Here is a 26,840-nt window from a genome sequence, read left to right on the forward strand (position 1 = left end):
AGTTATGAATTTGTCATTAATAAGTAACCATTTACAATTCATCATTAATTACGTCATTCGTTTCTCCTTCGTATTGTGTGTTTGCGGTTCTGGCGTCGTAACCTAATTCTCTTAGATATCTCGAGAATATATCTGAATAGCCGTGAGTACAGATTACTTTTTCTGCGCCTGTGGCTTTTATGCTTTCCAATAAACCTGTCCAATCGCAGTGATCGCTTAAGACAAATCCGCGGTCGACGGCACGTCTTCGTCTTGCTCCTCTAAAAGCCATCCAGCCGCTTGCTGTTCCTGTTACAAAAGGAGTCATTTTTCTAATCCAAGTGCTTCCGTGTGCGCTTGGCGGAGCAATTACAATATTGCCTAATAAATCTTCTTTTTTTGTTTCGGAAGTTATTCTTATGGTTGGAGGCAAATCAATCATTGGCCGGACAATATTGGTTATATTTTCAATTGCGCCATGTGTGTAAATTTGACCGATGCTTGTGTCTAAATTTTTTAATAATCGTTGCGCTTTTCCTAAAGAATATCCAAATAATACAGATGTTTTTCCTTCTGCACGATTCTCAGTCCACCAATTATTAATTTCAGTCATGACATCTGCTTGCGGTTCCCATTTAAAAGCTGGAAGTCCGAAAGTGCATTCGGTGATAAAAGAATGACATTTTACCACTTCGTACGGAACAGAAATTCCGTCATCTTCGGTTTTGTAATCACCGGTAAAAACCCAGATTTCGCCTTTGTATTCTACTCTTATTTGCGCAGATCCAATAATATGACCCGCAGGATGAAAAGAAAATTTCACTCCGTTTATCGTAAAAGTTTCATTCCAATTTTTTCCTGAAACATTAATTTCTCCTAAACGATGTTTTATAATGGGAATATTCGAATAATGTGTAATGTAATTTTGATGTCCCCATCTGGCATGATCAGAATGTCCATGTGTGATAATGGCATTTTTAACTGGCCGCCACGGATCCAGATAAACATCTGCCTGTTGGCAGTAAATTCCTTTATCGTTAAATTGTAATAATGGCGGAGTCATTTTTTAATAAGATAATTAGAATTTAGCAATTAGATAATTGTTCTATGCGCTTGCTGCGATGATTAGATAGGCTATAAGAGATATACTTAATACAAATAGCATCATTGTAATAAAGGTAAGCATTGCTGTTGAATATTGATACTTTCCTCTCTTTAATAGTTTGATAGTGTGAGCATAACGCAGATAAGAGAGCAGAATGGTCATTGCGCCTGCAATAAGTAGACTTATGCCTAAATAGATGGTGAAATTGCTGTTTGGCGGTACAGTTTCGGCTATATATTTTGTTGGAAGCTGTTTTAGAAATAATGAAAATTTTACTGCTACAAATCCAAAAACCATTATTCCAATTCCCGTGCGAAGCCATGCTAATAAAGTTCTTTCATTAGACAAGTATTCATTCATAACTTCCTGATCATTTTTTGGCGACATATTTTTAAGGAATTTTTAATGTTCAAAATTTCGGTAAGGAGGGCAGTTATATTTATCGTCTTCGTTATCTAGATTATAACTGTTATAAGGATTAGCATCGTCATAAGTAGGATAAGGAGTATTATCTTCAGCCAGATTAAGTCCGCTTTCTATAATTTCATAGGAATCTTCAAAATGACTGCAATATTTTCTGTAATTGTTATCGGGGTTTTGTCCCGAAGTAAATTCATCGTCCATTGCTTCATTTTCATGTGCTGTATCAACATGATCTGGCTTACTGCATTTATAATTATTTAATTTTGCAGTTTTTCTGTTGTCTTTATCTGTTCTCATGGCTGCTATTTTAAATTAGTAAATGTCTATTGTGATTTATACAAAATTGAAAATTAGATGATTGAAAAGTTTATAAGATTCGATTTTATTTTTACATGATTTATTTCTCTACTTGGTTTGGGGTAATTCCCATTTTGTAAAAATCAATTATAATTCTGTAAAATAACGACTTACGTATTTTGCAACTTTGTACATATTAATAATTTAAAAAATTATAACATTATGGAAACTTCAAGAAAAGATTCGAAATCTGGAATGAAAGATTCTGGAAAAACTCAAAAATCAACTTCTGGTTCTAGAGGAAAAAGCACTACAAAATCTAACGATACAAAAGGTAGAGCTGGTCATTAATTTTTAGTTTATTGAAAGACTAAATAATAAAAGCGTGCTGTTTAAATGTAAACAGCACGCTTTTAGGTTATATAAAGTTTATTTTTACTTTAGAACCTCTTGAATTGTTTTAACAAATGTTTCTACAGGCTGAGCACCCGAAACAGCATATTTGCGATCAAAAACAAAGAAAGGAACTCCTTGAACACCAATTTCAGCGGCTTCTTTGATATCTGACTCAACTTCTTTTAAGAATAAAGAATCGCTTTCAAGAACTTCTCTGATTTCTTTTTCTTCTAAACCAGCCTGAACTCCTAATTCTATTAGCGTTGGACCGTTGTTTAAATCTCTTCCGTCAGTAAAATAAGCTTTAAAGAAAATTTCTTCCATTCTATCGCCCATATTTTTGGTTTTAGCCAATTGAATAATTCTATGCGCGTTTAAAGAATTTGAGATAACAGCTTTGTCAAAGTTATAATCTAAACCAACGCCTTTAGCGCGTTCTGTGACGCCTTTGTGCATTTCTTTAGATTGTTCAATCGATATTCCTTTTCTTTCTGCTAAGAACGTATAAACGTCCATCCCAGGTTCTGAAGTAATTGTCGGATCAAGCTGAAAGCTTTTCCATTCAATTTCAAAATTATCATTAGGAAATACAGCAAGTGCTGTTTCCAATTGTCTTTTTCCGATATAACAAAACGGACACATGATGTCCGACCAAATTTCTATTTTCATATTACAAAGATACGGAAATTTGTTGTTTCAGGTTTCATGTTTCAAGTTGATATGCTTTATGTTTTTCTTACCGCAAAGCACATAAAGGTTTACGCAAAGTTCGCAAAGTTTTTTTTAAGCTGGATGAGATAATCTCGCAAAGTCGCGTAGTCGCAAAGTTTTACATAAAGCTTTGCGATCTTTGCGTTTACTGTAGATTTAAGCATATTTAAATACCTTGCGATCTTTGCGTTAAAATCAACACAAAGTAAAGCAACTTGAAACCTGAAACCTGAAACAAAAAAACTCAAATAAAAAACCGCAACTCTTTATGGGAATTGCGGTTTCTAGGTATAAAAAATGGTTGGTTAATAGCGATATCTTTTTTTTTTTTTACAATGATAGATCTTTTATTTAAAACTAAAAAATATCCCTGTAACAGAAAGAAACTTTAATGTTAACTATTTAACATTACAGGCATTACCAACATAGTAACTGTTTCTCCTTCTTCTAAACCATCAACTGGAGTTAAAATTCCAGCTCTGTTTGGTAAAGACATTTCAAGCATAATCATGTCTGATTGTAGGTTTGTCAACATCTCAGTCAAGAAACGAGAGTTGAAACCAATTTGTAAATCATCACCTTGATAATCACAAGTCAATCTTTCTTCTGCTTTGTTTGAGTAATCGATGTCTTCCGCAGAAACGTTTAATTCTGCTCCAGCAATTTTTAAACGAATTTGGTGTGTAGTCTTGTTAGAGAAAATCGCAACACGTTTAACTGAACTTAAGAATAAAGAACGGTCAATCATTAATTTGTTTGGATTTTCTTTTGGAATTACCGCTTCGTAATTTGGGTATTTTCCATCAATTAAACGACACATTAAGATATAATTGTCAAATGAGAAAGTCGCATTTGAATCGTTGTATTCAATTTTTACTTCAGCATCAGAAGTTCCTAAAATACTTTTTAAAATGTTCAAAGGTTTTTTAGGCATGATAAAATCGGCAACTTGAGACGCTTTTACATCTGTACGTGAATATTTTACCAATTTATGAGCATCTGTAGCTACGAAAATTAATCCTTCTGGTGAAAACTGGAAGAATACTCCAGACATTACTGGACGTAGATCATCGTTTCCAGCTGCGAAAATAGTTTTGCTTACCGCAGTTGCTAAAACTTCTGCAGGAACAAGAGTTACAGATGGATCTTCAAGACTTACTGCTTTAGGGAATTCTTCTCCTGCAGCATAAGCCAATGCATATTTACCAGAATTAGAGCTAATCTCTACTGTGTTGTTGTCTTCAACAGTAAAAGTTAACGGCTGCTCTGGAAAAGTTTTTAAAATTTCAAGCAAAAGTTTTGCAGGAACTGCTACACTTCCTTTGCTTGTAGAATCGATCGATAATGTAGCCGACATTGTCGTTTCAAGATCTGAAGCCGAAACGGTCAACTCATTGTTGTTTAGTTCAAATAAAAAGTTGTCTAAAATAGGCAACGTATTATTACTATTGATTACACTACCTAAAACTTGTAATTGTTTTAATAAGTATGAACTCGATACTATAAATTTCATCTGTTTTATTTTCTAAATATAAGGATTACAAATATATCTTAAACTATCCAAAGTATTACATTTTTTTATTAACATCTATTTGCTGTATTTTCTCTTTCTTACAAAAGTAAATACAAGCCCAAAAACTGTTAAAATTAGAATTGGAACTCCGATAGTTATGAATTGTGTAAAGGTATAGCTTTCGTATACTTTTTCTTTGTCCAATAAAGGCAACTCAACATCTTTACTTCTAATGTTAATAAGTCCAGTATCATCAAGAAGGTAATTGATACAATTCATGATGAAATCTTTGTTGTCATACAATTGGCCAGTTCTTTGATCGTAACCTAATTCTACAGGCATCATATTTTTGTCTAACTGGTTTCTTGCGATATCCCCGTCAGCAACTACAATCATTTTGTTTGGTTTTCCTTGTGCTGTGAAAGAATTATCTTTGAAAGGCAGAATCCTATTTTCGAAAGCTGAATGAAATGAACCTTCAAGCAAAACAGCGAGGGGTTTATTTCCTTTGTTTAAATAATCCTGTGGAGTTGTTTTTTCGGTAACCATGTTCAGGTTAACTTCTACAGGAGAACCAATTGTTTTAGAATATTGAGAAGATTGTAATAATACGGTTTTCTTAATTCCGTTTTTCAAAGTATCAATTGGATTTGCAAAATCGAATCTAATTCCACCCAGATTTTTAACAATAGGATGCTGGCTTGTTGGATAAACCTGCGGAGCAAATTTCCAGATAAAATCCTGATATTGTGTTGCACTTCCTTGTTCGCCAGTTGCTAATTTAATAGGACTTCCTTGCTCATCTTTAATCAAATCAGGATTAATTCTGAACCCGTATTTGAAGAACATATCATTTAGATTTAAATCTCTTGGATATGCCAAAGTTGCCCCCATATCATTGTACAAACTGTCCATGTCAGCAGCCACTTGGTCAATTAGCCAAAGCGTTTTTCCGCCATTCATAATAAACTGATCCAGAACTTCTTTTTCTTCGTCAGAGAATTTTTCTGTTGGTTTAGAAATAATGGCTAAATCATATTTTTTCAGCGCATTTAAAGTTCCGTTTGGATCTTTTGCCACAGAATCTAAAGTGAAAGGACCAATAAAATAACTTTCACGAATCTGCATCAGCATTTTGGCAATATGAATTTCGTTCAATTCACCATTTCCTTTTATGATGGCAACTTTTTTCTGTTTGTTTTTAGTCACTTTATTGATAGCGTCAGCAATAGAATATTCTAAATGCTGAATAGATCCAATTACTTTTTGTGTAGTTGATGCTCCCATTATGTTTTTCAACAAAGGAATATTAACTTCTTTGTTGTTGTAAACCGCAACTGCCCAAGGAAAAACCATTGCTTGCGATTGTTTTCCTTTATCGTCAACAGTAATGTTTACAGGAGTTAATCCTTTCTGGAAAAGTGATTTTGTCAGTTCCTCGCTTTCGTCTTCATTTTCTAACGGATCAACAAATTCGAAAACTATATTGCTATTATAAGCTTGAAATTCTTCCAATAATTGTTTGGTTTCCTGCTGTAAACGTCTGAAATCGGCAGGAAGATCTCCAGCCATATAAATCTTTATAGAAAGCGGATTTTGAACTTGTTTTACAATTCCTAACGAAGTCGGAGACAGTGTATAACGTTTATCTTTAGTTAAATCAAAACGATGAAAAAATAGAGTTCCAAGAACATTTAGAACGACTAAAATGAAAATAGTAATGCCTAATGTCTTTAAATTTTGCTTTGTAGATAGTTTCATTAGACTTTAAAAGATTTTAATTGGTGAACAGTAAAAGACAAAAAAGCAATGGCAATGCTTAAAAAGTAGATGATATCGCGAGTGTCAATAACACCACGGCTCATACTTTTAAAATGATTCTGCATTCCTAAAACCGAAATAAAATTGTTTGATCCTGGAATTAAAGAAGCTAAACCTTCAAAACCAAAATAAAAGAAAAAGCAAAGAAAAACGGCCACAATAAAAGCAACGATCTGATTTTCTGAAAGGGTAGATGTAAAGATTCCGATTGCAGAATAAGAAGCAATTAAAAATAATAATCCGAAATAAGAACCAATTGTGCTTCCCATATCGATATTGCCTTCTGGCGAACCTAAATCTGAAATTACTTTTACGTAAATTAAAGTTGGAATAATAGCCAAAATAATCAGCAAAAATGAGCCAAAGAATTTACCATTTACGATTTCCCAGATTGATAAAGGTTTTGTTAGAAGTAATTCTAAAGTTCCTTGTTTTTTTTCGTCAGAGAAACTTCTCATGGTTACGGCTGGAATTAAGAAAATTAAAATCCAAGGAGCCAATGTGAAAAAAGGTGTTAAATCGGCATAACCTGTATTTAGGATATTATAATCTCCTTCAAATACCCATAAAAATAGTCCGTTGCTGATTAAGAAAATCGCAATGACCAAATAGCCAATAGGAGAACCAAAAAAGGATTTTATTTCTCGTAAAATGATTGATTTCATGTATAACGTTTAATTATTTTTTTTGTTTCATGTTTCACATTTCAAGCTGCTTTACTTTGTGTTTGTTTTTTAAACGCAAAGGACGCAAGGTTTTACGCTAAGTTCGCAAAGTTTTTTTTTGCAACGCTTTGCGAACTTAGCGTTTTAAAAAGTATCTTAAAATAATAGCTTTGCGTGCTTTTCGGTTAAATCGTTACAATTTTCAGATTCAGTTAAATAACTTGAAACCTGAAACTTGAAACTAATTTAAACTAACAAGCTTATCAACACTCCACGCTTCTGCTTTTGCATTGAATAGTTTTTTTGTAAAATCCCAAACGGTATTAAACAGTTCAGAATTTCGGTAATTTTCTAAATCTTCTTCGGTTTCCCAATAACTGTAAGTGAAAAAGATGCATTTGTCATTTTTATCCTGGTACAATTCTAAAAAACGATTTCCTTCTGCATTTCGTATTTTCTCTTTCACCGATTCAAAATTCTCCAGAAAATCAGGAATTTTTTCTTCGTGAAAACTCATTTTTACTATTCGAACAAACATGTTATTATTTTAGATTTTAGACTGTTGATTTTAGATTTTTTAGAATCACCTAAAGTCTTACAGGTGCGCAAAAATACCAAAATAGATTATTGTTTTAAATAAAAAATGAAATATTATAAATGTCGATTTTTAAATTTTATTTTCACAGTATTTTCAAACATAGCCCGTGGTTTCAACCACGGGAAACGTTAAGAGATATGCGTTGTGTTCCCGTGGTTGAAACCACGGGCTATATTTATCATGAAAACTAACGCAAATCTGCTCAATCAGCAAAATCTGCGAGCTAAAAAAAAACTAAAATCTAAAAAATATTTAAGAAAACTTAATCGTAATCACATCACGATAATTCAATCCCAATAAACTATTTGCAGAACCCACTTTAGAAGGATTGCTTCTGAAAATAGCAATTTCAAGAAAACCCGCTTCATTAAAAATGGCCAGTTTTTCTCCTTCATAGGTTTTAATCGGATATTTGTCTGAAGTGGCAATTGCCGAATAATTAGGAAGAATCGTTTTGATGTTTTTAGGTTTCATAACAATTTCATACGGACGTCCGCGTGAGATTTCTAAGAATTGTTTTTTAGAAATATTAGTTACAACGTTTCCAAAATGATCGATGTAAATGATGTTTCCTTTTATAGAATTTCCGTCATCAGCAACCAGAGCTTGAAGTTCTGTCGCTTCCTTAATAGATTGAATTTCTTTTCCAATTACATTCAATAAACCACCTTTTGATAAGTGAGAAGCGACTTGAATAAAAATATCCAAATCTGTAGCTTCAATTGGGAAACGATCGTGAATATTAATGGCCACAATCTTTTGAGGAACGATTTTCTGCGTCAGCATGCTTAAGATTCCGTTATCGGCGCAAATAAAATAGTGATCGTTCCACTGCATAGCAATATGTTGGTTCTCTTTATTGCGTTCAACATCGACACCAATAAGGTGAACAGTGCCTTTTGGGAAGCTCATATAAGCTGCGCCAATAATGTAACTTGCTTCGGCAGTATTAAAGGGATCAATGTCATGAGATATGTCAATGATTTGAACCTCTGGATTTTCAGAAAGTATTTTACCCTTCAGCGACCCCACAAAGTGATCTTTCAAGCCGTAGTCTGTAGTAAGGGTAATTATTGACATATTTTTGTTTATAACTATTGATAGTATTTAAATCTAATTTTCATTAAATTTGAGAAATGCAAAGCTAATAATAGTAAACACAAATTGAAAGAAAGAAAAGACAAATTGTGATTTTTAAAGTTTTTGCAAGTTACAATATTCAGAAACAAAGTTTTAAGATTATTTGCATAAACTGAGACTGCGACTGATTACTGCGACTAATAAAAAAGACCCGACAACCACTAAATATTAAAAGGAATTTTTAATTTAAAACTACTTCATTTGAACGAAAGAATAATCGAGCTAGTAGACATTGCTCCAAAAGAGTTTTGGGGCGCGCAAGACAGCCATTTAGAAATAATTAAAAAGTACTACCCAAAGCTTAAAATCGTAGCGCGAGGGACAACTTTAAAAGCATTTGGCGAAAAAGAAGTTTTAGACGAATTCGAAAAAAGATTTCAAAGATTAATGCTTCACTTTACACGTTACAATAATATTGACGATAATGTAATTGAGCGTGTAATTATGAGTGATGGTCAGGAAGAAAAAAGAGCTTACGATCATGATAAAATCTTAGTTCATGGTGTTGGCGGTAAGATTGTGAAAGCAATGACTCCAAATCAGCAATTGCTGGTTGATACTGTCAAAAAGAACGATATGGTTTTTGCAGTAGGTCCTGCCGGAACAGGAAAAACGTACACGGGAGTCGCAATGGCTGTAAAAATGCTGAAGGATAAAGAAGTAAAAAGAATCATCTTGACGCGTCCTGCAGTTGAAGCAGGAGAGAACTTAGGGTTCTTGCCAGGTGATATGAAAGAAAAACTCGATCCTTATATGCAACCACTTTATGATGCATTGCGAGATATGATTCCGAACGAAAAACTGGAAGATTATATTCTAAAAGGAATCATTCAGATTGCACCATTAGCCTTCATGCGCGGACGTACCCTTGATAATGCTTTTGTAATTCTTGACGAGGCTCAGAATACAACTCACTCACAAATGAAAATGTTCTTGACCCGTATGGGAAAAAATGCCAAATTCATGATTACTGGAGATCCAGGTCAGGTCGATTTGCCACGAAGAACAATTTCTGGTCTTAAAGAAGCGCTTTTGGTTCTAAAAGACATTGAAGGCATCGGAATTATTTATCTAGATGATAAAGATATTGTTCGTCACCGATTGGTTAAAAAGGTAATCGATGCTTACAAACAAATTGAGAATCACGATTAATTATAAATTTTTAGTGAAATGTTAGACGTAAATCGTGAATTGTGTTTTAACATTTATTAATATTCGTTTTGTATCTTTTCTTTTGAAAAGTGCAAAACGAATATTTTTTTTGAATTTTAATTTGGAAAAATGAAACAGCTAGATGACTTTTATTTAAATCAAGAAGAACCTATAAAAGGAATATTTCTTGCGTTAAAAGAAATTATCCTAAAACAAGATCAAGACATTACAAATACATTAAAATACGGAATGCCATTCTTCTCTTATAAAGGAAAAATGTTCTGCTATTTATGGATTCATAAAAAACTTAAACAACCTTATATAGGAATTGTTGAAGGAAAACATTTTGATGAATCTTTTCTCATTCAAGAAAATCGTTCAAGAATGAAAATTATGATGTTTGATATAAATAAAGATTTGCCCTTGAAACAAATTGAATCAGTAATTCAGAAAGCGATAAAATTGTATAAAAATGGAATTGTTAAGATTTAATTGTTTAAAAAGCAATATTTAACGAAATAGTTAAATAAATAATAAACTTACCTCAAATCTAGTTTTCAAAGCGTGTAATCTTTGGCTAAACGGTCATAAAGCTTTAAATTTGCATTTATAGACATTTGACCATTATGACGAAACTTAAAAATATAAAAGTTATAGTAAGTGACCTTGACGGAACATTACTTAACCCACAACACACTATTTCAGATTACACTAAATCAATTTTTCAAGAACTTCACAATCAAGGATATCTAATTGTTGTAGCTACAGGCCGTCATCATTTAGATGCATTGGCGATTATCGATAAATTGGAAGTTCCAGTTTATCTAGTAAGCTCAAACGGAGCCAGAATTCATTCGCCAAACAAAGAACAGCTTTTTGCTTTCAACCTTGACAGCGATGTAGTTAAGACCGCTTTAAATGTCGAAATTGATCCAGAAATCACTGTAGTTTTATTTAAAGAAAATGTTTGGCAAACCAATAAATGGAACGAAAAACTTAACTCTTTTCAAACAGAATTAAAATATCGTCCCGAACTTGTAGATTATAACAATTTAGAAGATTTTGGAGCCATTAAAATTTTCTTTTCATGCAGCGATCATGATAAATTAGTAAAACTAAAAGATGCAATTTTAGCTAATTCTTCAGAACATTTACATCATGCCTTCAGTTTGCCGACTTGCTTGGAGTTTATGGATAAATCTATAGATAAAGCAGTTGCAATTGAGCAGGTATTAGAAAGAGAAGGATATACACTTTCAGAAGCGGTTTCTTTTGGAGACGGATTTAATGATGTGCAAATGCTATCTTCATCTGGAAAAGGATTGATTATGGGAAATGCCCCAGCTATTCTAAAAGAAACTTTACCAGATTTAGAAGTTATTAAAACCAATGCCGAAGATGGTGTTGCAAAATATATCGCGTCTAAAATTTTAGACAAGGAATTTGCAACAAGTTAATATAGAGTATTTTATGTTCAGTTTGTTGCTGAATACTAAATAATAGTTATTTTTATAAGAGCTAATTCACAGAGAGTTAGCTCTTATTTTTTTAACCTTAATTATTTAACCATGAAAAAATTTCTACTTCAAGCCGAACGGAACTTGATTTCGGGGGCATTGGTTTTATTACCGCTTTTAGTTTTTTTTATTCTATTGGGAAAAGTCTGGAAGTTTTTTCAGAATTATGGAGAAAAATTTGCACACTTTCTGCGTCTGGATTTGATATTGGGAAAATACGCAACTGATATTGTCGGTGGAATGATTTTGGTAGTTTTAATTTATTTAAGTGGCTTTCTGATGCGTTTATCTATTTTAAAAAGATTTACCAATTGGGTAGACGAGAAGCTGATGATCTTTTTGCCTGGTTATGAAAAAAATAAAAAAGAGGCAGAAGAAAAGCTTTTGAAAAGAAATCATGAGCCTAAACCCGTTACAGATTTACCTATTTTGTTTAAAAATGGAAATTTTTGGCAACCCGCACATTTAATTGAAGAGAATGAAAACGGTTCTGCTGTGATTTTTGTTCCTACGGCACCAACACATAATCAAGGGCAGATTCTGATTGTGCAATCAGATGATTTTAGAAAGTTAACTGATACTACAATAGGAGCTTTAGATGAATCGATTAAATCTTTTGGCAAAGGAATTTTAAGCTTTAAATAATTCACTAAAATTGAAGTAATATTTTCTTTGTTTGCTCTGCCAAATAGTTTTAAATTTGCCTTCATAAAAAACAACACAACTAGATAATGAGTAATACAATCACAACTACAAATTTTAATTTCCCGAATCAGAAATCAGTTTACCGCGGAAAAGTTAGAGAGGTTTACAATATTAACGACGAACTTTTAGTAATGGTAGCAACCGATAGACTTTCGGCTTTTGATGTAGTTTTGCCAAAAGGAATTCCGTACAAAGGACAAATCTTGAACCAGATTGCAACAAAATTTATGGAATTGACGCAAGACATTGTTCCAAACTGGCTGATTGCTACTCCAGATCCAAACGTTGCTGTTGGACATTTATGTGACCCTTTTAAAGTAGAAATGGTTATTCGCGGTTACCTTTCGGGACATGCAGCGCGTGAATATGCAGTTGGAAGAAAACAAATCTGTGGCGTTACTATGGCTGAAGGTTTAAAAGAAAATGATAAATTTCCAGAGCCAATTATTACACCTACAACAAAAGCTGATAACGGTTCTCATGACGAAGATATTTCTCGCGAAGATATTTTGGCAAAAGGAATTGTTTCTGAAGAAGATTATGTAGTTCTAGAAAAATATACAAGAGCTTTATTTCAAAGAGGAACTGAAATCGCTGCAAAACGCGGATTGATTTTAGTAGATACAAAATATGAGTTTGGAAAAACTAAAGATGGTGTTATTGTTTTAATTGATGAAATCCATACACCAGATTCTTCTCGTTATTTCTACGCTGACGGATATGCTGAAAGACAAGAAAAAGGAGAAGAGCAAAAACAATTATCTAAAGAATTTGTTCGTCGTTGGTTAATTGAAAATGGTTTCCAAGGAAAAGACGGACAGCAAATTCCAAATATGACAGATGAATATATCGAGTCTGTTTCTGAAAGATATATTGAATTATATGAAAATATTTTAGGAGAGAAATTTGTAAAAGCTGATATTGCCAATATTGATCAGCGTATTGAAAAAAATGTCTTAGAATATCTTTCTTCAAAATAATATTTTCGAACTTAAATGAATATTTAAGCTTTAAAATTTATAAAAAAATGCCCTGCTGTTTTTACAGCAGGGTATTTTTTTTGGGCACAAATTAAATTAAAAACACAATTCAGTATGCTTAATTGAGGTTTTTAACCTTACTCCAAGAAATTTTATCATTTTTTTTCATTTTTAATGCAACGTTTTATACATAATGTGCGTCTAACAAGTAATCATCACAATCATTAATCATAAAACAAGCAATCAATCATGAAAAAAACAGTAATCGTTTTCGGAACGGCTTTGGCCGTATTTGCAAATTTTGCAACAGCTTCTAATTTGAAGTTGGAAAGTAAAAATCAAATTGAAATTCCTTTTGATTTAGCGTCACCTTTACATGCGGCTGTATGTAATGGAGTTATTGACAGTGTTAAGAAAAGCATTGAATATGGAGCAGATGTAAATAAAATTGTTCGAAACATGACACCTTTAATGTTGGCAGCTCGTTATAACCATGTTGAAATTGTAAAAATTTTGTTGGCAAATGGAGCTAAACCTTCTATAGAAAATGATCACGGACTAAGAGCATTGGATTATGCTAGATACGCAAAATCTACGGAGTCTGCAGCCATTTTGAAAGGGCTTAGGTAAAATTTTAAAGCAAGAAAAAAAAATGAAAAGCACCATCTTTTAAAAGGATGGTGTTTTTTTTATTCTTTTTTTTTCAATAATCTGAAACCAAATCATTTGTTAGTCGTCTATATTGTAAATGCATCATCATCAATCATTTAACAAACAATCATTATGAAAAAAGCAGCAATTATTTTAGGAGCAATTTTCATTTTTGCAAATGAATCAAAGGCCTCAACTTACACATTAAGTATTAAAAATCGAACTGAAATTCCAACTTATTTAGAATCACCTTTACATAGAGCCATATGCAAAGGAGACATTGAAAAAGTGAAAAAATGTATTGAATATGGAGCAGATGTCAATAAAATGGCGAGAAAGATGACGCCTCTAATGTTGGCAGCGCGCTATAATCATGTTGAAATAATTAAAATTCTATTGGCAAATGGCGCTAGATCGTCAATTATAAATGAACAAGGGTTTAAAGCATTAGATTATGCTAATTATGCTAAAGCAGCTGAATCAATTGCTATTCTGGAAAAGTTGAGATGAAATTTTTTTTATATAAGGAAAAAAAGGATAGATCTTTTTTGTAAGCTTCAGAGAAGAGAAATATTTATAGCAAATGATAAAAGGCTATGAGATAAAGATCCAGAGGAGCGACATATTTTTTTCTATTCTTAATATATGTAGCTCCTCTGGAGTTCCTTTCATTTGCCTAATTGTAATTCTATGAATATTTACCCCGCTGGGGCTTTACTGGTAAAATAAATTTTATAAACATTTCTCTCAACAAAAAGCTGTCCTTTTGAGACAGCTTTTTTATTTTTTAGAGACAATTTAGTTTTCTTCCATTATATCTTTTAAATTCTCCAGACCTTTTTGTAAATCATTTCCAACCATCTGATCCATTTTTAACATTGGAAGCATAATGTTTGTTGGATATGGAATTACTCCACTGATTCCCCATTTTACTTTTGTCTTGTTTCCAGAAATCGGTTCGGTAGACATAAACCCGACAGCAGTGTCATCCATTGGCTTTTTAAAACGGAGAGCAAAATCTAAACGTCTGTTTTCTATTATTTTTGTAATTTCCTGTTCGCCAACACCAACCTCTTTTACATTACTTTCCCAAGAAGAAACTGAACCAACCATACCATCAACTCCTCTATAGTGGACTTTCATTTTTGGGTCCATGTTGGCCCAAACGCTAAACTCATTTTGGTTCTTTAGCGAACGAACATATTTAAAGATGCTATCCGCCGGTTTACTTATTGTAATTTCCCTTTCTACGGAATATTCCTTTGGCATAAAATAAGCAGCAATTAAAACAATCGAAATAAGTAAAATTAAAACAACTAAAATTCTTTTAATAAAAATCATGATTCGTGGTTTTTAGGTTATTATTTTTTATTGATTTTATTTGTGGGGGCCTGTAATTATAAGACTTTAGCCGTGAAATGTTATTGTTGTGATTTCTAATGATATAGTAAATTTAAAAAAAATAATTTATGCGTTGGAAGAACATTGATTTTAAAATGAATAAAAAAATAAGATTTATTGTAACATTTTTCTTTTTCAGTAGTCTATTATAGTAAAATCAATAATTTGATAACGTTAAGGTCTTTTGATTATCGTTCTATTAAGTAACTGTTAAGAATTGGTTAAAACATGGTACTTTGTAATACATAATACGATAAAATGATTTACCTTTACATCATCAAATTAGAATCATCATCAATCATTTAATAAACATCAATCATTATGAAAAAATCAGTTATTTATTTAGGATTAGCCTTAGTAGCATTTGGAAATGTAGCAATGGCTTCAAATGGAGTTTCAACTGTTAAAAACTCAGTTGAGCTTAAAAGTTATGTAGGAACTCCTTTAAATGTTGCTATTAGCAAAGGAGATCTTGAAACCGTTAAAAAATTTATTGAATATGGCGCGGATGTAAACCAATTATCAGAAGATTTTACCCCTTTGATGACGGCTGCACTTTACAATAAACACGAAATAATAAAAGTTTTATTGGCTAATGGAGCAAATCCGAATGTTAAAAATGAAAAAGGTTATACTGCATTAAAATATGCACAAGGATCAAATGCTTCGGAAGCAATTGCGCTTTTGAAAGATTTGAAATAACAGTATAAAAGTTTTGAGTTAGTATAAAATGACCTTTCTGAGCAAAAGGTCATTTTTTTTTTTTGCACATTTGCAAAATCTTTTTAAAGCAAAAAAGCATCATTACGAGAATGATGCTTCTTCATTTTTAAATCCCAACAAATTGATTTAAAACTAAATATTTTAATTGCTTATTCTATTGGCACATGTTTTTTTCTGTTGAATATCCAGAATAAAATTGGAAATACCAATAGTGTCAAAACAGTTGCCGTCATAAGTCCACCGATAATAACAATGGCAAGCGGTTTCTGGGATTCTGAGCCAATTCCTGTAGAAATTGCAGCAGGCATTAATCCGATTGAAGCCATCAAAGCTGTCATTACTACTGCTCTGGTTCTGGCTTTTACTCCTCTAAAAATAGATTCTTCGAGAGTATACTTCGCTTTCAGATTATGGTGAAATTCAGATATCAGAATAACTCCATTTTGAATACAAATTCCAAGAAGTGCTATAAATCCAACTCCAGCAGAAATTCCGAAATTCATTCCTGTAATATGAAGTGCGATAATTCCACCAATAATAGCAAAAGGCACGTTAGCTAAAACAAGAAGAGAATCTTTAAAGTTTCCAAATAAAATAAACAAAAGCACAAAAATTCCGATTAGACTGATTGGTACAACTTGCGCCAGACGTGCACTAGCACGAACCTGATTTTCAAATTCACCAGTCCATCCAGTTGTATAACCAGCAGGAAGTTTAAGCTGATTTACTTTTTGCTGTGCTTCGGCAATTGTACTTCCTAAATCTCGATCACGAACAGAGAATTTTACTCCAATAAAACGTTTGGTATTATCTCTATAAATAAATGCAGGACCTGTTATGGTTTTAATATCGCAGATTTCTTTTAAAGGAATTTTGATTCCGCTGATGGTTGGAACTTTAATTTCTTCCAAATCTTTTTCATCTTTTCGATATTCTTTCGAAAAACGGACGCGAACATCAAATTTCTTTTCGTCTTCATATTTCTCAGTAGCGGTTTTTCCTCCAAAAGCTAATTCCAAAACTGCTTGCGCATCGCTTAAAGTTACTCCATAAGCGGCCATTTTTTCGCGATCCAAGATTACACTGATTTCAGGCTGTCCAACATTTCGTAAAATACCAACATCTTTTATCCCTGGAATATTTTTAATTTGAGCTAAAACTTCATTGGCAAGCTGATCTAGTTTATTCAAATCATCGCCATAAATTTTTACGGCATTTGAAGCTTTAAATCCAGCTACCGATTCTGCAACGTTATCAATTACTGGCTGAGAATAATTATATGTAATTCCCTGATGCACTTTTAGTTTGTCATCCATTTCATTAATCAGATCATCCATAGAAATTTTACGTTTCCATTCTTTTTTTGGAAGCAAGTCTACTTGAAGCTGGATAAATCCAAAACCATTCGGGTCGGTTCCGTCATTGCTTCGTCCAGTTTGAGATAAAACTTTTTTTACCTCAGGAAAGCTTTCTAAGTCTTTTCTAATTATGGCTGCAGTCTTTACACTTTCAGGAAGAGAAGTACTCATTGGCAATTCTGCCGTTACCCATAATGCGCCTTCATTTAATTGCGGTAAAAATTCTGTTCCTAAGAAGCCTGCTGAAAAGAAAACAGCAGCTAGTAACCCTATAGATGCAATTAAGGTTTGTATTTTATGTCTAAATGTCCATTTAAAACCTTTGCCCACAATTCTATCCCAAAAATTCACAAACGGATTGTGTTTTTCTTTTACATTTTTATTTAATAGGATATGCGAAAGAACTGGAACCAAAGTCAAAGTAAAAATAAGTGCTCCTAATAATGCAAAGCCTAATGTAAAGGCTAGGGGAGAGAACATTTTTCCTTCTACTTTTTGGAAAGAGAAAATTGGAAGTAAAGCCGTAATAATAATCAGTTTGGAGAAGAAAATAGCTTTACCCATTTCTGTTCCTGTTTTCTTAATCAGACTTCCTTTTGCAATTTTATTAAACTTTTCCATTCCTAGCTGATGCGCTCGATGGTCTAATACTACAAACAAACCTTCAACCATTACGACGGCTCCATCTATAATAATTCCGAAATCGACAGCACCTAAGCTTAATAAGTTGGCGCTCATTCCCATCATTTTAAGACATAAGAATGCAAATAATAAAGAAAGCGGAATAACAATAGAAACTGTAAAAGTCGTTCTCCAGTCGGCCATAAAAAGAAATACAACAACAGTAACCAGAATAATACCTTCAAATAAGTTATGCATTACGGTTTCGGTCGTGAAATTCATTAAATTATCACGGTCATAGAATGTTTCAATTTTTATGTCTTTTGGTAAAACATTATCATTAAGATCTTTGATTTTTGCTTTTATCAAGGCAAGAGTCTCCTGAGGATTTTCTCCTTTACGCATTACAACAATTCCTTCAACGGCATCATCATTGTTTCCAATACCAGTTTGTCCAACTCTTGGCATAGAACTTTCGTAAACATCTGCTAGATTTTTAACCAAAATTGGATTTCCTCCAGCATCATCAACAATAATATTTCCAATATCATCTTTCGATTTTAGTAAACCTACACCACGAACAACAAAAGCTTGTCCGTTCTTTTCAATAACGTCACCGCCAACATTTAAGTTACCGGCATTTACCGCGTTATAAACTTGTAAAGGCGTAATGTTGTATTTTGCTAATTTGATTGGATCAACTCCAACTTCATAAGTTTTAGTTTGGCCACCAAAAACATTTAAATCGGCAACACCAGGAAGAGAACGCAATTGTTTATCGATAACCCAGTTTTGGTAGGTCAATAATTCTCTACTATCTCTGCTGCTACTTTTTACAATATATCTGAAAATCTCACCAGTTGGACCATATGGTGGCTGAACGTCTGGTTCGACATCATCTGGAAGAGAAACATTTTTTAGTAAGTTGTTTACTTGAAAACGAGCAAATGTGTCATCAACTCCGTCATCAAAAATAATTTTGATAACAGATAATCCAAACATGGTAATACTTCTTACGCTTGTTTTTTTCTGAACGGAGTTCATCGAAATCTCGATTGGAGAAGTCACAAAACGCTCTACTTCTTCGGCACTTTTTCCATTCCATTGTGTAATAATAATGATTTGCGTGTTTGTAACATCCGGAAAGGCATCAATAGGCATATTTTTGAAAGAAATGAATCCTGCAACAGCCAATATTCCCACCCAGAAAAAGGTAAACGCTTTGTTCTTAAGGGAAAAAGCAATAATGTTTCTTATGAATTTGTTCATTTTAAAAAGTATTTTTAATGATGAATTTTTATTATTTAATTATAATGCTTCATTTTAAGCATAAATATTTTATTGTATTAGAATTCTGTATGGAAGCGTATCGCTAAGAATTGAACTGGCCCTCGATCTTTGTTATATGCAGGATTTATTGCAAACTGATAATCTGGAGAAAGCGTAATTTTGGAATTGGGAACCAAAAAAGAATAAAAAACTTCTACGATTTGTTCTGTTCCATAATTTAAAGTCCCGTCACCAATCATAAATCCATTACCACCCAGTTTTTGATATTCTTTATGAGGATCTGATAATCCATTGGCAACTATTGCAATACCTCCAAAATCGTCTTTTCTATTCCACATTTTACCTTTTAGATTAATACCTAATTGTGCCGATTTATCAATTTCTGTAAATGCCCATGTTTCATTTTTACCGTCATTATAGCTCATTCTTGCAAAAAGTCCCCAATTGTCGCCATGGGTATAATCTATGTTTAAACCAATTCCGTATTTTGTACGGCCGGTTTGCCTCGTACTTTTAATATCTGGAATTGTTGTAGAACTAGAATTTGCCATATCGTAATTCCCCATTCCTGCTATATTTCGAAATCCCAATAATTTAATGTTGCTTGTATCATTATTTTTAAAAACAATTTGTTTTTCGATTTCTACATTTATAGCATTAGAATCTTTAAAATTAAACTCGACATTTGGCCCATTTGCATAAGTTGGTATGGCACTCAAACAAGCTCTAATTTGCCAACTGTTAAATTGATAATTTGCATATAATCCGTCTGTGTATCCTCGTGTATTTGCTGCATAATCCCAAGCGCCATAAGTCATAAGTGACCAGTTTAAAAATTGAGTTCGAGGATCATGAGAATAGGTGTTGTTGTCGAAATAATCTGATAACCCAAATTTTCCAAAAACCAATTGTAGCGATTTGTTATTTTTAAACTGAAACTTTTGTTCTAAAAGCATTCTTGCTACATAAACGACTGGTTTTGCATCTCCAATTCTAAATGTTTCTCCATTAGGAAAGCCTCCTAATCCTTTAGCTTGTGACAAACCTTGTCCGCCAGACATTTCAGGATTAAAAGTTGCGGTAGCTCCTTTCCAAAGTGGAAGATCGAAAAATAAGGTAGACGTTAACGATAAAGCTCCTTCTTCTTTCGGATCCATACTATTTGTTCCTGAGTAATCGGCATGAAAATCTGGATGATATTGATATATGGACGTCATTTGAAATCTCAGACTATATTTTCGTATCGAATCGGTTTCTTGCGAAAATGAAAACGTCGAGATAAATAACGTTACAAAACTCAATATGTTTACAGATTTTCCCATTTCATTTACTCATTTAATGCGCGATAAATAAATAACTGATTATTGGTAATTACTTTTTCGTTTTCTTTTAGTCCAGTCGAGATATACGTAGTGTCGCCTACAACTCTGTATACCTCTACCTGTCTAGTTTCGATGTTATTGCGATCTTTAAATATCATAACAAAGTTTTTGCTTTTGTCAAATACAATAGCTTTACTAGGTATGGCTATCATAGATTGATTTTCATCAAAAGACAATTTGATATTAGCATTCATATCAGGTTTAAGCATATAATCTGGATTGTTCAGCTTAATTCTTGCCTGCATGGCTTTAGTTTCAGGATCAATTACGTTGTAGATTTTATCAACTTTTCCGTTAAATGCTTTGTCAGGATAACTTAAAGTCGTTACCGTCGCTTTGGTACCCAGTTTTACTTTATTAATATCAATTTCATTAATATTGGCCATTGCCCAGACTTCGCTAATTTCTGCTATATCAAATATATTTTCAGAACGATCATTTCGCAAAAGCATATCCTGATTGATGCTTTTCTGGATAATAAAACCGCTTATCGGAGCCGTTACTTCGTAGATCGAACCCGCTTTGATGTTATAAATTTTATACGTTTCCTGAATTTTGCTTAATTGAGACTGTGCTTTATTTACTTCAGATTTTGCCTGAAGAACATCACTTTCAGAATTCAGTTTTCCATCAAATAATTCTTGAGCTACTTTTAAGTTATTTTTAGCTACAAGCAAATCGCTTTTAGCATCGATGGATTGTTTTTCAAAATCGGCAACATCGGTACTTTTTATCGTGGCAAGAACTTGTCCTTTCTTAACATAATCCCCAAGTTCAACATTTACTTTCATTACATTTCCGCCGACTAATGGGTAAACATCAATCATTTTGTTATTGTCAGCAGTGATTTTCCCGTAAAAACTAAGTTCGTTTTTTAAAGGTTCAGTTTTAGCTTCTGCAGTTGTAGTGGTTTTAAGCATATTGTCACTCAAAACAAAAGAGCTATTGGTTTGAGGGTTTTCAACTTCTTTTTTGCAGCTTGTAAGAGATAAACCCGCTAGTGCGATTCCGATGAATAATATATGTTTCATTTCTGTAATTTTTTAAAATAAATCTTTGTTGATGGTACTATTTAGTTCTTCGCCTGCGATTACTACTTTTTTCTTCAATTCATTTAACTGAATTATCGCCTGATTGTAGCTTTCCATAAAATCGGTAAATTCTAGAAGACTTACATTTCGTTTTTGAAAATTGGTAAGCATTCCGTTATAAACCGCTTCAAAATCTGAATTTACCGTTGGTTTGATTACACTATAGTTTTGTCTAGATTCGTCCCATTTTGTCCATGCTGAAGTGATTTCTGTTTTGAGCTGTAGTTCGAAGTTTTGTTTTTCAATTTTAGATTGTTCCAAAATTGTTTTTGCATACTTAATGTTTCCTTTATTTTGATTCCAAAGTGGTAAAGGAATACCAACCGTCAAATTGGCTTCATTATTGAAAGCGCCGCTTCGCTGATCATAATTTGCTCCAAGAGTAATATCTGGAACTGAAAGCGATTTTTGTAATTTCACATTCAGCTCATTAGCATCGATTTCTTTTTGTTTTGCCAAATAATCAGGTCTATTTGCGATGGCTTGTTCTTCAAAATTTTTAAGATCAAAAGCTATAACTTTTAGATATTTATCAGAATCATCTTTGCTAACAACTGGAACTACATTTTCAGTTTCATTTAATAGCAATTTTAAATTAGCCTGTTCTTCTATGTTGTTATTAATAACCTCTAATCTTTCGTTTTTGAAATTAAGATAGAGTGATTGTAGACGAACAACATCTTTTAAAGGAATATTTCCTTTTTGAGCTTGAACCGAATAAGAATTAATTAAATTTTCGATATGAGCTAATTGCTTGTCTGTATTGTCAAGATTTTTTGTGTTGTAATATACAGTAAAAAAACTTTTACGCAATTGCAGTTTTAAAGTCCTAAGCAAATCGTTAAACTGAAGTTCTGCCAGTTTTTCATTAGTTTGCGCTAATTTAACCTCATTGCGTTTTTTACCGCCAAGATAGATTAGTTGTTCTATTGCAAAAACTTTCTGACCCTCTTTGCCAATATCAAAAAATTTGTCTCTTTCAGGATTGTAGGCATTTAACTCTGCTGATAGAGTGGGATTGTCCCAAATGCGAGCCTGAATTGTGAGTGCTTTCGAGGCATCGAGATTATATTGAGACGCCAGTAAAAATAGATTCTTTTTTAAAAATTGGCTTTCACAGTCTTGGAGAGTAACTGTTTTTTGTGCTATTGCAACTTGATTTAAAAGTGCAAATAACAGCAATGCAAATAACTTTTTCATTGTATCATCTTTAAGTTGTACAAATATGCTATCAACAGGCTTTAAGAGAGCTTAAAATCTACCTTAAAAATAGCTTAAAATTGTTTACAAATTAAAGAATAATTGAAAAAAATTCGTGTTAATATTTGGTGTAGAATAAGTTATGTTTGCTTTGTGCAATAAAAGGATGCGTTGTACAATTCGTAAGCCAAGCCCAAAACCAGAAGTTCCTTTTGAATTATGGCCACGCATAAAAGGCTGAAAAAGATTCTTTTGTTCTTCTTCATTTAAAGTTTCTCCTGTATTGGATACAGAAACGATAAGATGATAATGATCGGTGCTTATTTTTACTTTTGCCTGTTTGTTGTCGGAGTAAACGCAGGCATTTTTTAAGATATTGCTTAAAGCTATTTCTAAAAGATTTTTATTTCCATTAACTTCTAAAGCGGTGTCTAGATTGTCACTTTCTTCCATTTCAAAAAGAATGACAAAATCAGGATAGGCTTTGTTTATTTTTTCGATTGAAGAAAATAAAATTTCGTCTATTCTTTGGACTTCGTGATTATTAGCATTTCGACTGTCAATTTTTGAAAGTATTAATAGAGAGTTTATCAGTTCGCTTAAATGATTGACATCGGCTAATATGGAATTTAAAAACGATTTGTTTTTAGATTGCATCTCAGGATCGGCTACAGCATTTTCAATCTGAGAAGTCATTCTAGAAAGTGGTGTCCTTAATTCATGCGATGCATGAGCGGTAAATTCCTTTTGTTTTTGATACGAAAGCTCAATACGATCCATCATGAAATTAAATTCATTAGCAATTAAATCTACTTCATTTTTTGTGCTTTTTGATTCAATTCTAGTATCGAGATTATTTTCGTTTATATTTTTTATTTTCTGATGAAAAGCATGAAGCGGATTCATGGCTTTTCTAACCATAAAAGAAGTTAAAATCCAGCAAACACAAGTAAAAAAGATGTATGATATAATTAACGTATATCTCAAGAAAAGCAGCTTTTTCTTGCCATAATCATCGGTGGCAGAAATTAAAGCATAAAAATCTTTGTCGTTCGTGTCGTAGAAAACGCCATAAACTTCATAATCGCCCTGCTGTTTAAAAAAAGTTTTATTCTTTTTAAGGTATTTTAAATCATCAACAGACCAATTGATTTTTGCGTCGTCAATGCTGCTGTAAATCAGTTTATAATTAGAATCAAAAACCAAAGTTTTTTCATCATACAATTTATTGATAGAGTTTTGATCTATTATTTTTAGTAGCTGATTATCAACCTGCTTTACGTTTACCAATAATTTAATATTAGATAAAGCTTTGATTTCTAATCGATCTCTAAATTCTTCTTTTCGGTAATTGGAATACAAAATGAATATCACTGTAGATGCCAGCCCGAAAAGGATGGTAAACAGTAAACTTACTAAAAGTGATATCCGATTTTTTAATGTCATTCCTGATCGCTAAGATAATATCCGTAACCTACTTTGGTTCTGAGAAGTTTAATTTCATGGTCTTTATCAATCTTTTTTCTTAAAAAATTAATATAAACCTCAATAGTATTCTGATTGGTTTCGATATGATAATCCCAAAGTTTCTCGGCTATAAACTGCTTAGAAAGCACTTTTCCTTTAGCATGAGCCAATATTAGAATTAATTTGAATTCTTTCGGAGTTAGTTTAATCTCTTCACCACCCCTAAAAACTTTCATATCGCTCTCAAAAATTTCTAAATCTTTGATAGCAATTTTACTTTCTGTTTGTTGCGGAACTTCTTTTCTTCTTAAAAGTGATTGCACTCGCGCATACAATTCTTCAAAATGAAAGGGTTTTACTAGATAATCATCAGCACCATTATCAAAAGAGGATAATTTATCTTCAATTTCGCTAAAAGCCGTAAGCATTATAATTGGTGTTTTTTTATCAGTTTCCCGAATGCCTTTGCAAACGTCAATTCCATTTATTCCCGGCACATTTATGTCTAGAATAATTAAATCATACTCGTACGGAAAGTATTTTTTTAAAAGCAAAGAACCATCATAATAAGGAACACACTCGAATTCTTTTGAAGTAAAGAATGCGGAAATTTCTTTTGATAAAGTAAAATCATCTTCGAGTAGTAATATTTTCATGTGTGGTTTTATAATTGTAAATCCGATCTAATAACTCAAATCGGATTTACATTAAAAGTATATTATTTAAAATAAGAAAAAGTCTCGTTGTTCTCGATTTTCAACAAAGTTTCATAAATAAGCTGAATCACATTTTCTACATCATCTTTATGAACCATTTCTACAGTAGTATGCATGTATCTTAACGGAAGCGAGATCAATGCAGATGGTACGCCGCCATTGCTATATGCGAAAGCGTCAGTATCTGTACCCGTTGCGCGAGAAGTCGCATGTCTTTGAAACGGAATTTTGTTTTCCTCAGCAGTATCAACAATTAAATCACGCAATTTATTTTGAATAGCAGGAGAGTACCCAATAACAGGACCTTTACCCATTTTAAGATCACCTTCAACCTTTTTATCGATCATTGGAGTAGTCGTATCGTGACAAACGTCAGTCACAATAGCTACATTTGGTTTAATGCGATGTGCAATCATTTCAGCACCACGAAGACCAATTTCTTCCTGAACAGAATTTACGATATACAAACCAAAAGGAAGTTTCTTTTTATTTTCGTGCAATAAACGGGCAACTTCTGCAATCATAAAACCGCCCATTCTATTATCAATAGCACGACAGACAAATTTATTCTCGTTCAAAATCATAAATTCATCAGGATATGTAATTACACATCCTACATGAACGCCCAAAGCTTCGACTTGCTCTTTGTTTTCACAGCCTAAATCAATAAATATGTTACTCAATTTAGGAATCTCTTCTTTGTCACGCAAACGAGTATGAATGGCAGGCCATCCGAACACCCCTTTTATAATTCCGTTCTTGGTATGAATGTTAACTCTTTTTGAAGGAGCAATCTGATGGTCAGAACCTCCATTTCGTATTACGTAAATTAAACCATCTTCCGTAATATAGTTTACATACCAGGAAATTTCATCTGCATGTCCTTCAATTACAACCTTATATGGTGCATCAGGATTAATTACCCCAACTGCCGTCCCATAAGTATCTGTAATAAAAGAATCTACATAAGGTTTTAAATAATTCATCCAAAGTTTTTGCCCTTCACTTTCATAACCTGTTGGAGAGGCGTTATTTAGGTAGCTTTCAAGAAAAGCGATAGAAGTATCATTTAAGATAGATTTCGTACTCATAAAAATATTTTTTCGCTAAAATATAAATTTGGTATTAGAGTTGTGTATAAATATATAATTTTACATTTAAATTATGATTCAATGAGACTAACCACCTTTTTATTTTTATTACTAATTTGTTTTTCTTCTAAAGCCCAAGTCACTCCAAAAGAGAACGAACAAATGGGATATATATTAACCGAGAAGGATTCTATTTTAAGCGATACCATTCAGCTTCCAGAAATCATCATTTCAAAAGGACAGAAGATGAGTCCAGAAGAAATGAAACAATTTCAAATTCTTCAAAACAGAGTATATAAAGTATATCCTTATGCAAAATTAGCTTCAGAAAGATTAACTGCTTTAAATAATGGAATGGCTCGTCTAAAAACAAGTCGTGAAAAAAAGAAGTACTTTAAAATAGTAGAAGACTACTTAAATAACGAATTTGAAGAAAGATTAAAAAAACTATCTCGAAAACAAGGACAGATTTTAGTGAAATTGATTCATCGTCAAACTGGAATTACAACCTACGAATTGATTAAAACCCTAAAAAGTGGATTCAAAGCCTTTGTTTCTAATACAACCGCCAATTTATTTGATATAAGTTTAAAAGAAGAGTATAAACCGTACGATGTAAACGAAGACTATTTGATAGAAACAATTTTAGTGAGGGCTTTTGAATCTGGGCGATTGGTAAATCAGAAACCAGCTAGTCCCGTAGATTATGAAGATCTATCGGAGAAGTGGCAGCAGAGAGCGAAAGAGCAAAAAAAATAATGGTATACATATATATAGTATAGCAACCCGACAGTTTTTCAAAACCTGTCGGGTTTGTTTTTATATGCATATATAAGGAGAAAACTCC

27 protein-coding genes are annotated in these 26,840 nt (G+C 32.6%); 10 read left to right on the forward strand and 17 right to left on the reverse strand.

Annotated elements, in window-relative coordinates:
- Positions 1-31: 31 nt before the first annotated feature.
- From DMB71_RS06850 to DMB71_RS06860, 3 genes are read right to left on the reverse strand one after another with little or no spacing between them, the layout of a single operon-like run.
- Positions 32-1,042 (reverse strand): ligase-associated DNA damage response exonuclease, encoded by a 1,011-nt coding sequence (locus tag DMB71_RS06850; RefSeq protein WP_111364787.1) that lies wholly within the window; start codon positions 1,040-1,042, stop codon positions 32-34.
- A gap of 42 nt (positions 1,043-1,084) precedes the next feature.
- Positions 1,085-1,471, reverse strand: coding sequence for a YidH family protein (locus DMB71_RS06855; RefSeq protein ID WP_111364789.1), 387 nt, complete (start codon positions 1,469-1,471; stop codon positions 1,085-1,087).
- Between the two features lie 15 nt (positions 1,472-1,486).
- Positions 1,487-1,804: a hypothetical protein gene (locus DMB71_RS06860; protein ID WP_111364790.1), complete on the reverse strand. Its 318-nt coding sequence runs from the start codon at positions 1,802-1,804 to the stop codon at positions 1,487-1,489.
- Between the two features lie 222 nt (positions 1,805-2,026).
- On the opposite strand from DMB71_RS06860, the gene DMB71_RS22235 reads away from it, so the two are divergent.
- A complete protein-coding gene (locus DMB71_RS22235; RefSeq protein WP_262510408.1) occupies positions 2,027-2,155 on the forward strand; it encodes a hypothetical protein in 129 nt (42 codons plus the stop codon).
- An 84-nt stretch (positions 2,156-2,239) separates the two neighbouring features.
- Here DMB71_RS22235 and DMB71_RS06865 read toward each other — a convergent pair whose 3' ends face one another.
- From DMB71_RS06865 to DMB71_RS06890, 6 genes are all read right to left on the reverse strand, one after another.
- Complete coding sequence (locus DMB71_RS06865) at positions 2,240-2,869, reverse strand: DsbA family oxidoreductase (protein ID WP_111364791.1); 630 nt, start codon at positions 2,867-2,869, stop codon at positions 2,240-2,242.
- Between the two features lie 436 nt (positions 2,870-3,305).
- Positions 3,306-4,424 carry a DNA polymerase III subunit beta gene (dnaN, locus tag DMB71_RS06870; RefSeq protein WP_111364793.1) on the reverse strand — a complete coding sequence of 373 codons (1,119 nt, stop codon included), beginning with the start codon at positions 4,422-4,424 and terminating at the stop codon, positions 3,306-3,308.
- 75 nt (positions 4,425-4,499) lie between these two features.
- Positions 4,500-6,185: a gliding motility-associated ABC transporter substrate-binding protein GldG gene (gene gldG, locus DMB71_RS06875; RefSeq protein ID WP_111364794.1), complete on the reverse strand. Its 1,686-nt coding sequence runs from the start codon at positions 6,183-6,185 to the stop codon at positions 4,500-4,502.
- Entirely contained in the window at positions 6,185-6,910 is a 726-nt protein-coding gene (gldF, locus tag DMB71_RS06880; RefSeq protein ID WP_111364796.1) for a gliding motility-associated ABC transporter permease subunit GldF, read from the reverse strand. Before gldF ends, gldG begins: the two co-directional genes overlap by 1 nt.
- Before the next feature lie 241 nt (positions 6,911-7,151).
- Positions 7,152-7,448, reverse strand: a complete 297-nt coding sequence (locus DMB71_RS06885; protein WP_111364798.1) for a putative quinol monooxygenase — start codon at positions 7,446-7,448, stop codon at positions 7,152-7,154.
- Between the two features lie 312 nt (positions 7,449-7,760).
- Positions 7,761-8,588, reverse strand: a complete 828-nt coding sequence (locus tag DMB71_RS06890; RefSeq protein ID WP_111364799.1) for an SAM hydrolase/SAM-dependent halogenase family protein — start codon at positions 8,586-8,588, stop codon at positions 7,761-7,763.
- 261 nt (positions 8,589-8,849) lie between these two features.
- On the opposite strand from DMB71_RS06890, the gene DMB71_RS06895 reads away from it, so the two are divergent.
- From DMB71_RS06895 to DMB71_RS06925, 7 genes are all read left to right on the forward strand, one after another.
- Positions 8,850-9,800 (forward strand): PhoH family protein, encoded by a 951-nt coding sequence (locus tag DMB71_RS06895; protein WP_111364801.1) that lies wholly within the window; start codon positions 8,850-8,852, stop codon positions 9,798-9,800.
- 129 nt (positions 9,801-9,929) lie between these two features.
- Positions 9,930-10,292: a DUF1801 domain-containing protein gene (locus tag DMB71_RS06900; RefSeq protein WP_111364802.1), complete on the forward strand. Its 363-nt coding sequence runs from the start codon at positions 9,930-9,932 to the stop codon at positions 10,290-10,292.
- A gap of 134 nt (positions 10,293-10,426) precedes the next feature.
- Positions 10,427-11,257, forward strand: coding sequence for a Cof-type HAD-IIB family hydrolase (locus DMB71_RS06905; RefSeq protein WP_111364804.1), 831 nt, complete (start codon positions 10,427-10,429; stop codon positions 11,255-11,257).
- Positions 11,258-11,368: 111 nt separating this feature from the next.
- Entirely contained in the window at positions 11,369-11,962 is a 594-nt protein-coding gene (locus tag DMB71_RS06910; RefSeq protein WP_111364805.1) for a hypothetical protein, read from the forward strand.
- 86 nt (positions 11,963-12,048) lie between these two features.
- A complete protein-coding gene (locus DMB71_RS06915; RefSeq protein ID WP_111364807.1) occupies positions 12,049-13,002 on the forward strand; it encodes a phosphoribosylaminoimidazolesuccinocarboxamide synthase in 954 nt (317 codons plus the stop codon).
- Between the two features lie 249 nt (positions 13,003-13,251).
- Positions 13,252-13,632, forward strand: a complete 381-nt coding sequence (locus DMB71_RS06920) for an ankyrin repeat domain-containing protein (protein ID WP_111364809.1) — start codon at positions 13,252-13,254, stop codon at positions 13,630-13,632.
- A gap of 153 nt (positions 13,633-13,785) precedes the next feature.
- Positions 13,786-14,163, forward strand: coding sequence for an ankyrin repeat domain-containing protein (locus DMB71_RS06925; protein ID WP_111364810.1), 378 nt, complete (start codon positions 13,786-13,788; stop codon positions 14,161-14,163).
- Positions 14,164-14,451: 288 nt separating this feature from the next.
- Here the strand turns inward: DMB71_RS06925 and DMB71_RS06930 are convergent, their stop codons facing one another.
- A complete protein-coding gene (locus tag DMB71_RS06930) occupies positions 14,452-14,994 on the reverse strand; it encodes an SRPBCC family protein (protein ID WP_111364812.1) in 543 nt (180 codons plus the stop codon).
- Between the two features lie 381 nt (positions 14,995-15,375).
- Between DMB71_RS06930 and DMB71_RS06935 the strand changes: the two genes are divergently transcribed.
- A complete protein-coding gene (locus DMB71_RS06935; protein ID WP_111364813.1) occupies positions 15,376-15,756 on the forward strand; it encodes an ankyrin repeat domain-containing protein in 381 nt (126 codons plus the stop codon).
- 170 nt (positions 15,757-15,926) lie between these two features.
- Here the strand turns inward: DMB71_RS06935 and DMB71_RS06940 are convergent, their stop codons facing one another.
- The 7 genes from DMB71_RS06940 to DMB71_RS06970 form a co-directional block, all read right to left on the reverse strand.
- Complete coding sequence (locus DMB71_RS06940) at positions 15,927-19,025, reverse strand: efflux RND transporter permease subunit (protein WP_111364815.1); 3,099 nt, start codon at positions 19,023-19,025, stop codon at positions 15,927-15,929.
- Positions 19,026-19,102: 77 nt separating this feature from the next.
- Entirely contained in the window at positions 19,103-20,368 is a 1,266-nt protein-coding gene (locus DMB71_RS06945) for a carbohydrate porin (RefSeq protein WP_111364817.1), read from the reverse strand.
- A gap of 5 nt (positions 20,369-20,373) precedes the next feature.
- Positions 20,374-21,459: an efflux RND transporter periplasmic adaptor subunit gene (locus DMB71_RS06950; RefSeq protein WP_111364819.1), complete on the reverse strand. Its 1,086-nt coding sequence runs from the start codon at positions 21,457-21,459 to the stop codon at positions 20,374-20,376.
- Positions 21,460-21,471: 12 nt separating this feature from the next.
- A complete protein-coding gene (locus DMB71_RS06955) occupies positions 21,472-22,719 on the reverse strand; it encodes a TolC family protein (RefSeq protein WP_111364820.1) in 1,248 nt (415 codons plus the stop codon).
- A gap of 84 nt (positions 22,720-22,803) precedes the next feature.
- A complete protein-coding gene (locus DMB71_RS06960; RefSeq protein WP_111364822.1) occupies positions 22,804-24,165 on the reverse strand; it encodes a HAMP domain-containing sensor histidine kinase in 1,362 nt (453 codons plus the stop codon).
- Positions 24,162-24,842, reverse strand: coding sequence for a response regulator transcription factor (locus DMB71_RS06965; RefSeq protein ID WP_111364823.1), 681 nt, complete (start codon positions 24,840-24,842; stop codon positions 24,162-24,164). The genes DMB71_RS06960 and DMB71_RS06965 overlap by 4 nt, the downstream gene beginning before the upstream one ends.
- 62 nt (positions 24,843-24,904) lie before the next feature.
- Positions 24,905-25,993 carry a M42 family metallopeptidase gene (locus tag DMB71_RS06970; RefSeq protein ID WP_111364825.1) on the reverse strand — a complete coding sequence of 363 codons (1,089 nt, stop codon included), beginning with the start codon at positions 25,991-25,993 and terminating at the stop codon, positions 24,905-24,907.
- 81 nt (positions 25,994-26,074) lie between these two features.
- Between DMB71_RS06970 and DMB71_RS06975 the strand changes: the two genes are divergently transcribed.
- A complete protein-coding gene (locus DMB71_RS06975) occupies positions 26,075-26,752 on the forward strand; it encodes a DUF4294 domain-containing protein (protein ID WP_111364826.1) in 678 nt (225 codons plus the stop codon).
- The last annotated feature ends 88 nt before the right edge of the window (positions 26,753-26,840 follow it).

This window comes from Flavobacterium tistrianum (genome assembly GCF_003254545.1).
GTDB lineage: Bacteria > Bacteroidota > Bacteroidia > Flavobacteriales > Flavobacteriaceae > Flavobacterium > Flavobacterium tistrianum.

Coding starts and splice junctions, on each gene's coding strand:
- DMB71_RS06850 (WP_111364787.1), bottom strand. CDS start 1,042: ATGACTCCGCCATTATTACAATTTAACGATAAAGGAATTTACTGCCAA.
- DMB71_RS06855 (WP_111364789.1), bottom strand. CDS start 1,471: ATGTCGCCAAAAAATGATCAGGAAGTTATGAATGAATACTTGTCTAAT.
- DMB71_RS06860 (WP_111364790.1), bottom strand. CDS start 1,804: ATGAGAACAGATAAAGACAACAGAAAAACTGCAAAATTAAATAATTAT.
- DMB71_RS22235 (WP_262510408.1), top strand. CDS start 2,027: ATGGAAACTTCAAGAAAAGATTCGAAATCTGGAATGAAAGATTCTGGA.
- DMB71_RS06865 (WP_111364791.1), bottom strand. CDS start 2,869: ATGAAAATAGAAATTTGGTCGGACATCATGTGTCCGTTTTGTTATATC.
- dnaN (WP_111364793.1), bottom strand. CDS start 4,424: ATGAAATTTATAGTATCGAGTTCATACTTATTAAAACAATTACAAGTT.
- gldG (WP_111364794.1), bottom strand. CDS start 6,185: ATGAAACTATCTACAAAGCAAAATTTAAAGACATTAGGCATTACTATT.
- gldF (WP_111364796.1), bottom strand. CDS start 6,910: ATGAAATCAATCATTTTACGAGAAATAAAATCCTTTTTTGGTTCTCCT.
- DMB71_RS06885 (WP_111364798.1), bottom strand. CDS start 7,448: ATGTTTGTTCGAATAGTAAAAATGAGTTTTCACGAAGAAAAAATTCCT.
- DMB71_RS06890 (WP_111364799.1), bottom strand. CDS start 8,588: ATGTCAATAATTACCCTTACTACAGACTACGGCTTGAAAGATCACTTT.
- DMB71_RS06900 (WP_111364802.1), top strand. CDS start 9,930: ATGAAACAGCTAGATGACTTTTATTTAAATCAAGAAGAACCTATAAAA.
- DMB71_RS06905 (WP_111364804.1), top strand. CDS start 10,427: ATGACGAAACTTAAAAATATAAAAGTTATAGTAAGTGACCTTGACGGA.
- DMB71_RS06910 (WP_111364805.1), top strand. CDS start 11,369: ATGAAAAAATTTCTACTTCAAGCCGAACGGAACTTGATTTCGGGGGCA.
- DMB71_RS06915 (WP_111364807.1), top strand. CDS start 12,049: ATGAGTAATACAATCACAACTACAAATTTTAATTTCCCGAATCAGAAA.
- DMB71_RS06920 (WP_111364809.1), top strand. CDS start 13,252: ATGAAAAAAACAGTAATCGTTTTCGGAACGGCTTTGGCCGTATTTGCA.
- DMB71_RS06925 (WP_111364810.1), top strand. CDS start 13,786: ATGAAAAAAGCAGCAATTATTTTAGGAGCAATTTTCATTTTTGCAAAT.
- DMB71_RS06930 (WP_111364812.1), bottom strand. CDS start 14,994: ATGATTTTTATTAAAAGAATTTTAGTTGTTTTAATTTTACTTATTTCG.
- DMB71_RS06935 (WP_111364813.1), top strand. CDS start 15,376: ATGAAAAAATCAGTTATTTATTTAGGATTAGCCTTAGTAGCATTTGGA.
- DMB71_RS06940 (WP_111364815.1), bottom strand. CDS start 19,025: ATGAACAAATTCATAAGAAACATTATTGCTTTTTCCCTTAAGAACAAA.
- DMB71_RS06945 (WP_111364817.1), bottom strand. CDS start 20,368: ATGGGAAAATCTGTAAACATATTGAGTTTTGTAACGTTATTTATCTCG.
- DMB71_RS06950 (WP_111364819.1), bottom strand. CDS start 21,459: ATGAAACATATATTATTCATCGGAATCGCACTAGCGGGTTTATCTCTT.
- DMB71_RS06955 (WP_111364820.1), bottom strand. CDS start 22,719: ATGAAAAAGTTATTTGCATTGCTGTTATTTGCACTTTTAAATCAAGTT.
- DMB71_RS06960 (WP_111364822.1), bottom strand. CDS start 24,165: ATGACATTAAAAAATCGGATATCACTTTTAGTAAGTTTACTGTTTACC.
- DMB71_RS06965 (WP_111364823.1), bottom strand. CDS start 24,842: ATGAAAATATTACTACTCGAAGATGATTTTACTTTATCAAAAGAAATT.
- DMB71_RS06970 (WP_111364825.1), bottom strand. CDS start 25,993: ATGAGTACGAAATCTATCTTAAATGATACTTCTATCGCTTTTCTTGAA.
- DMB71_RS06975 (WP_111364826.1), top strand. CDS start 26,075: ATGAGACTAACCACCTTTTTATTTTTATTACTAATTTGTTTTTCTTCT.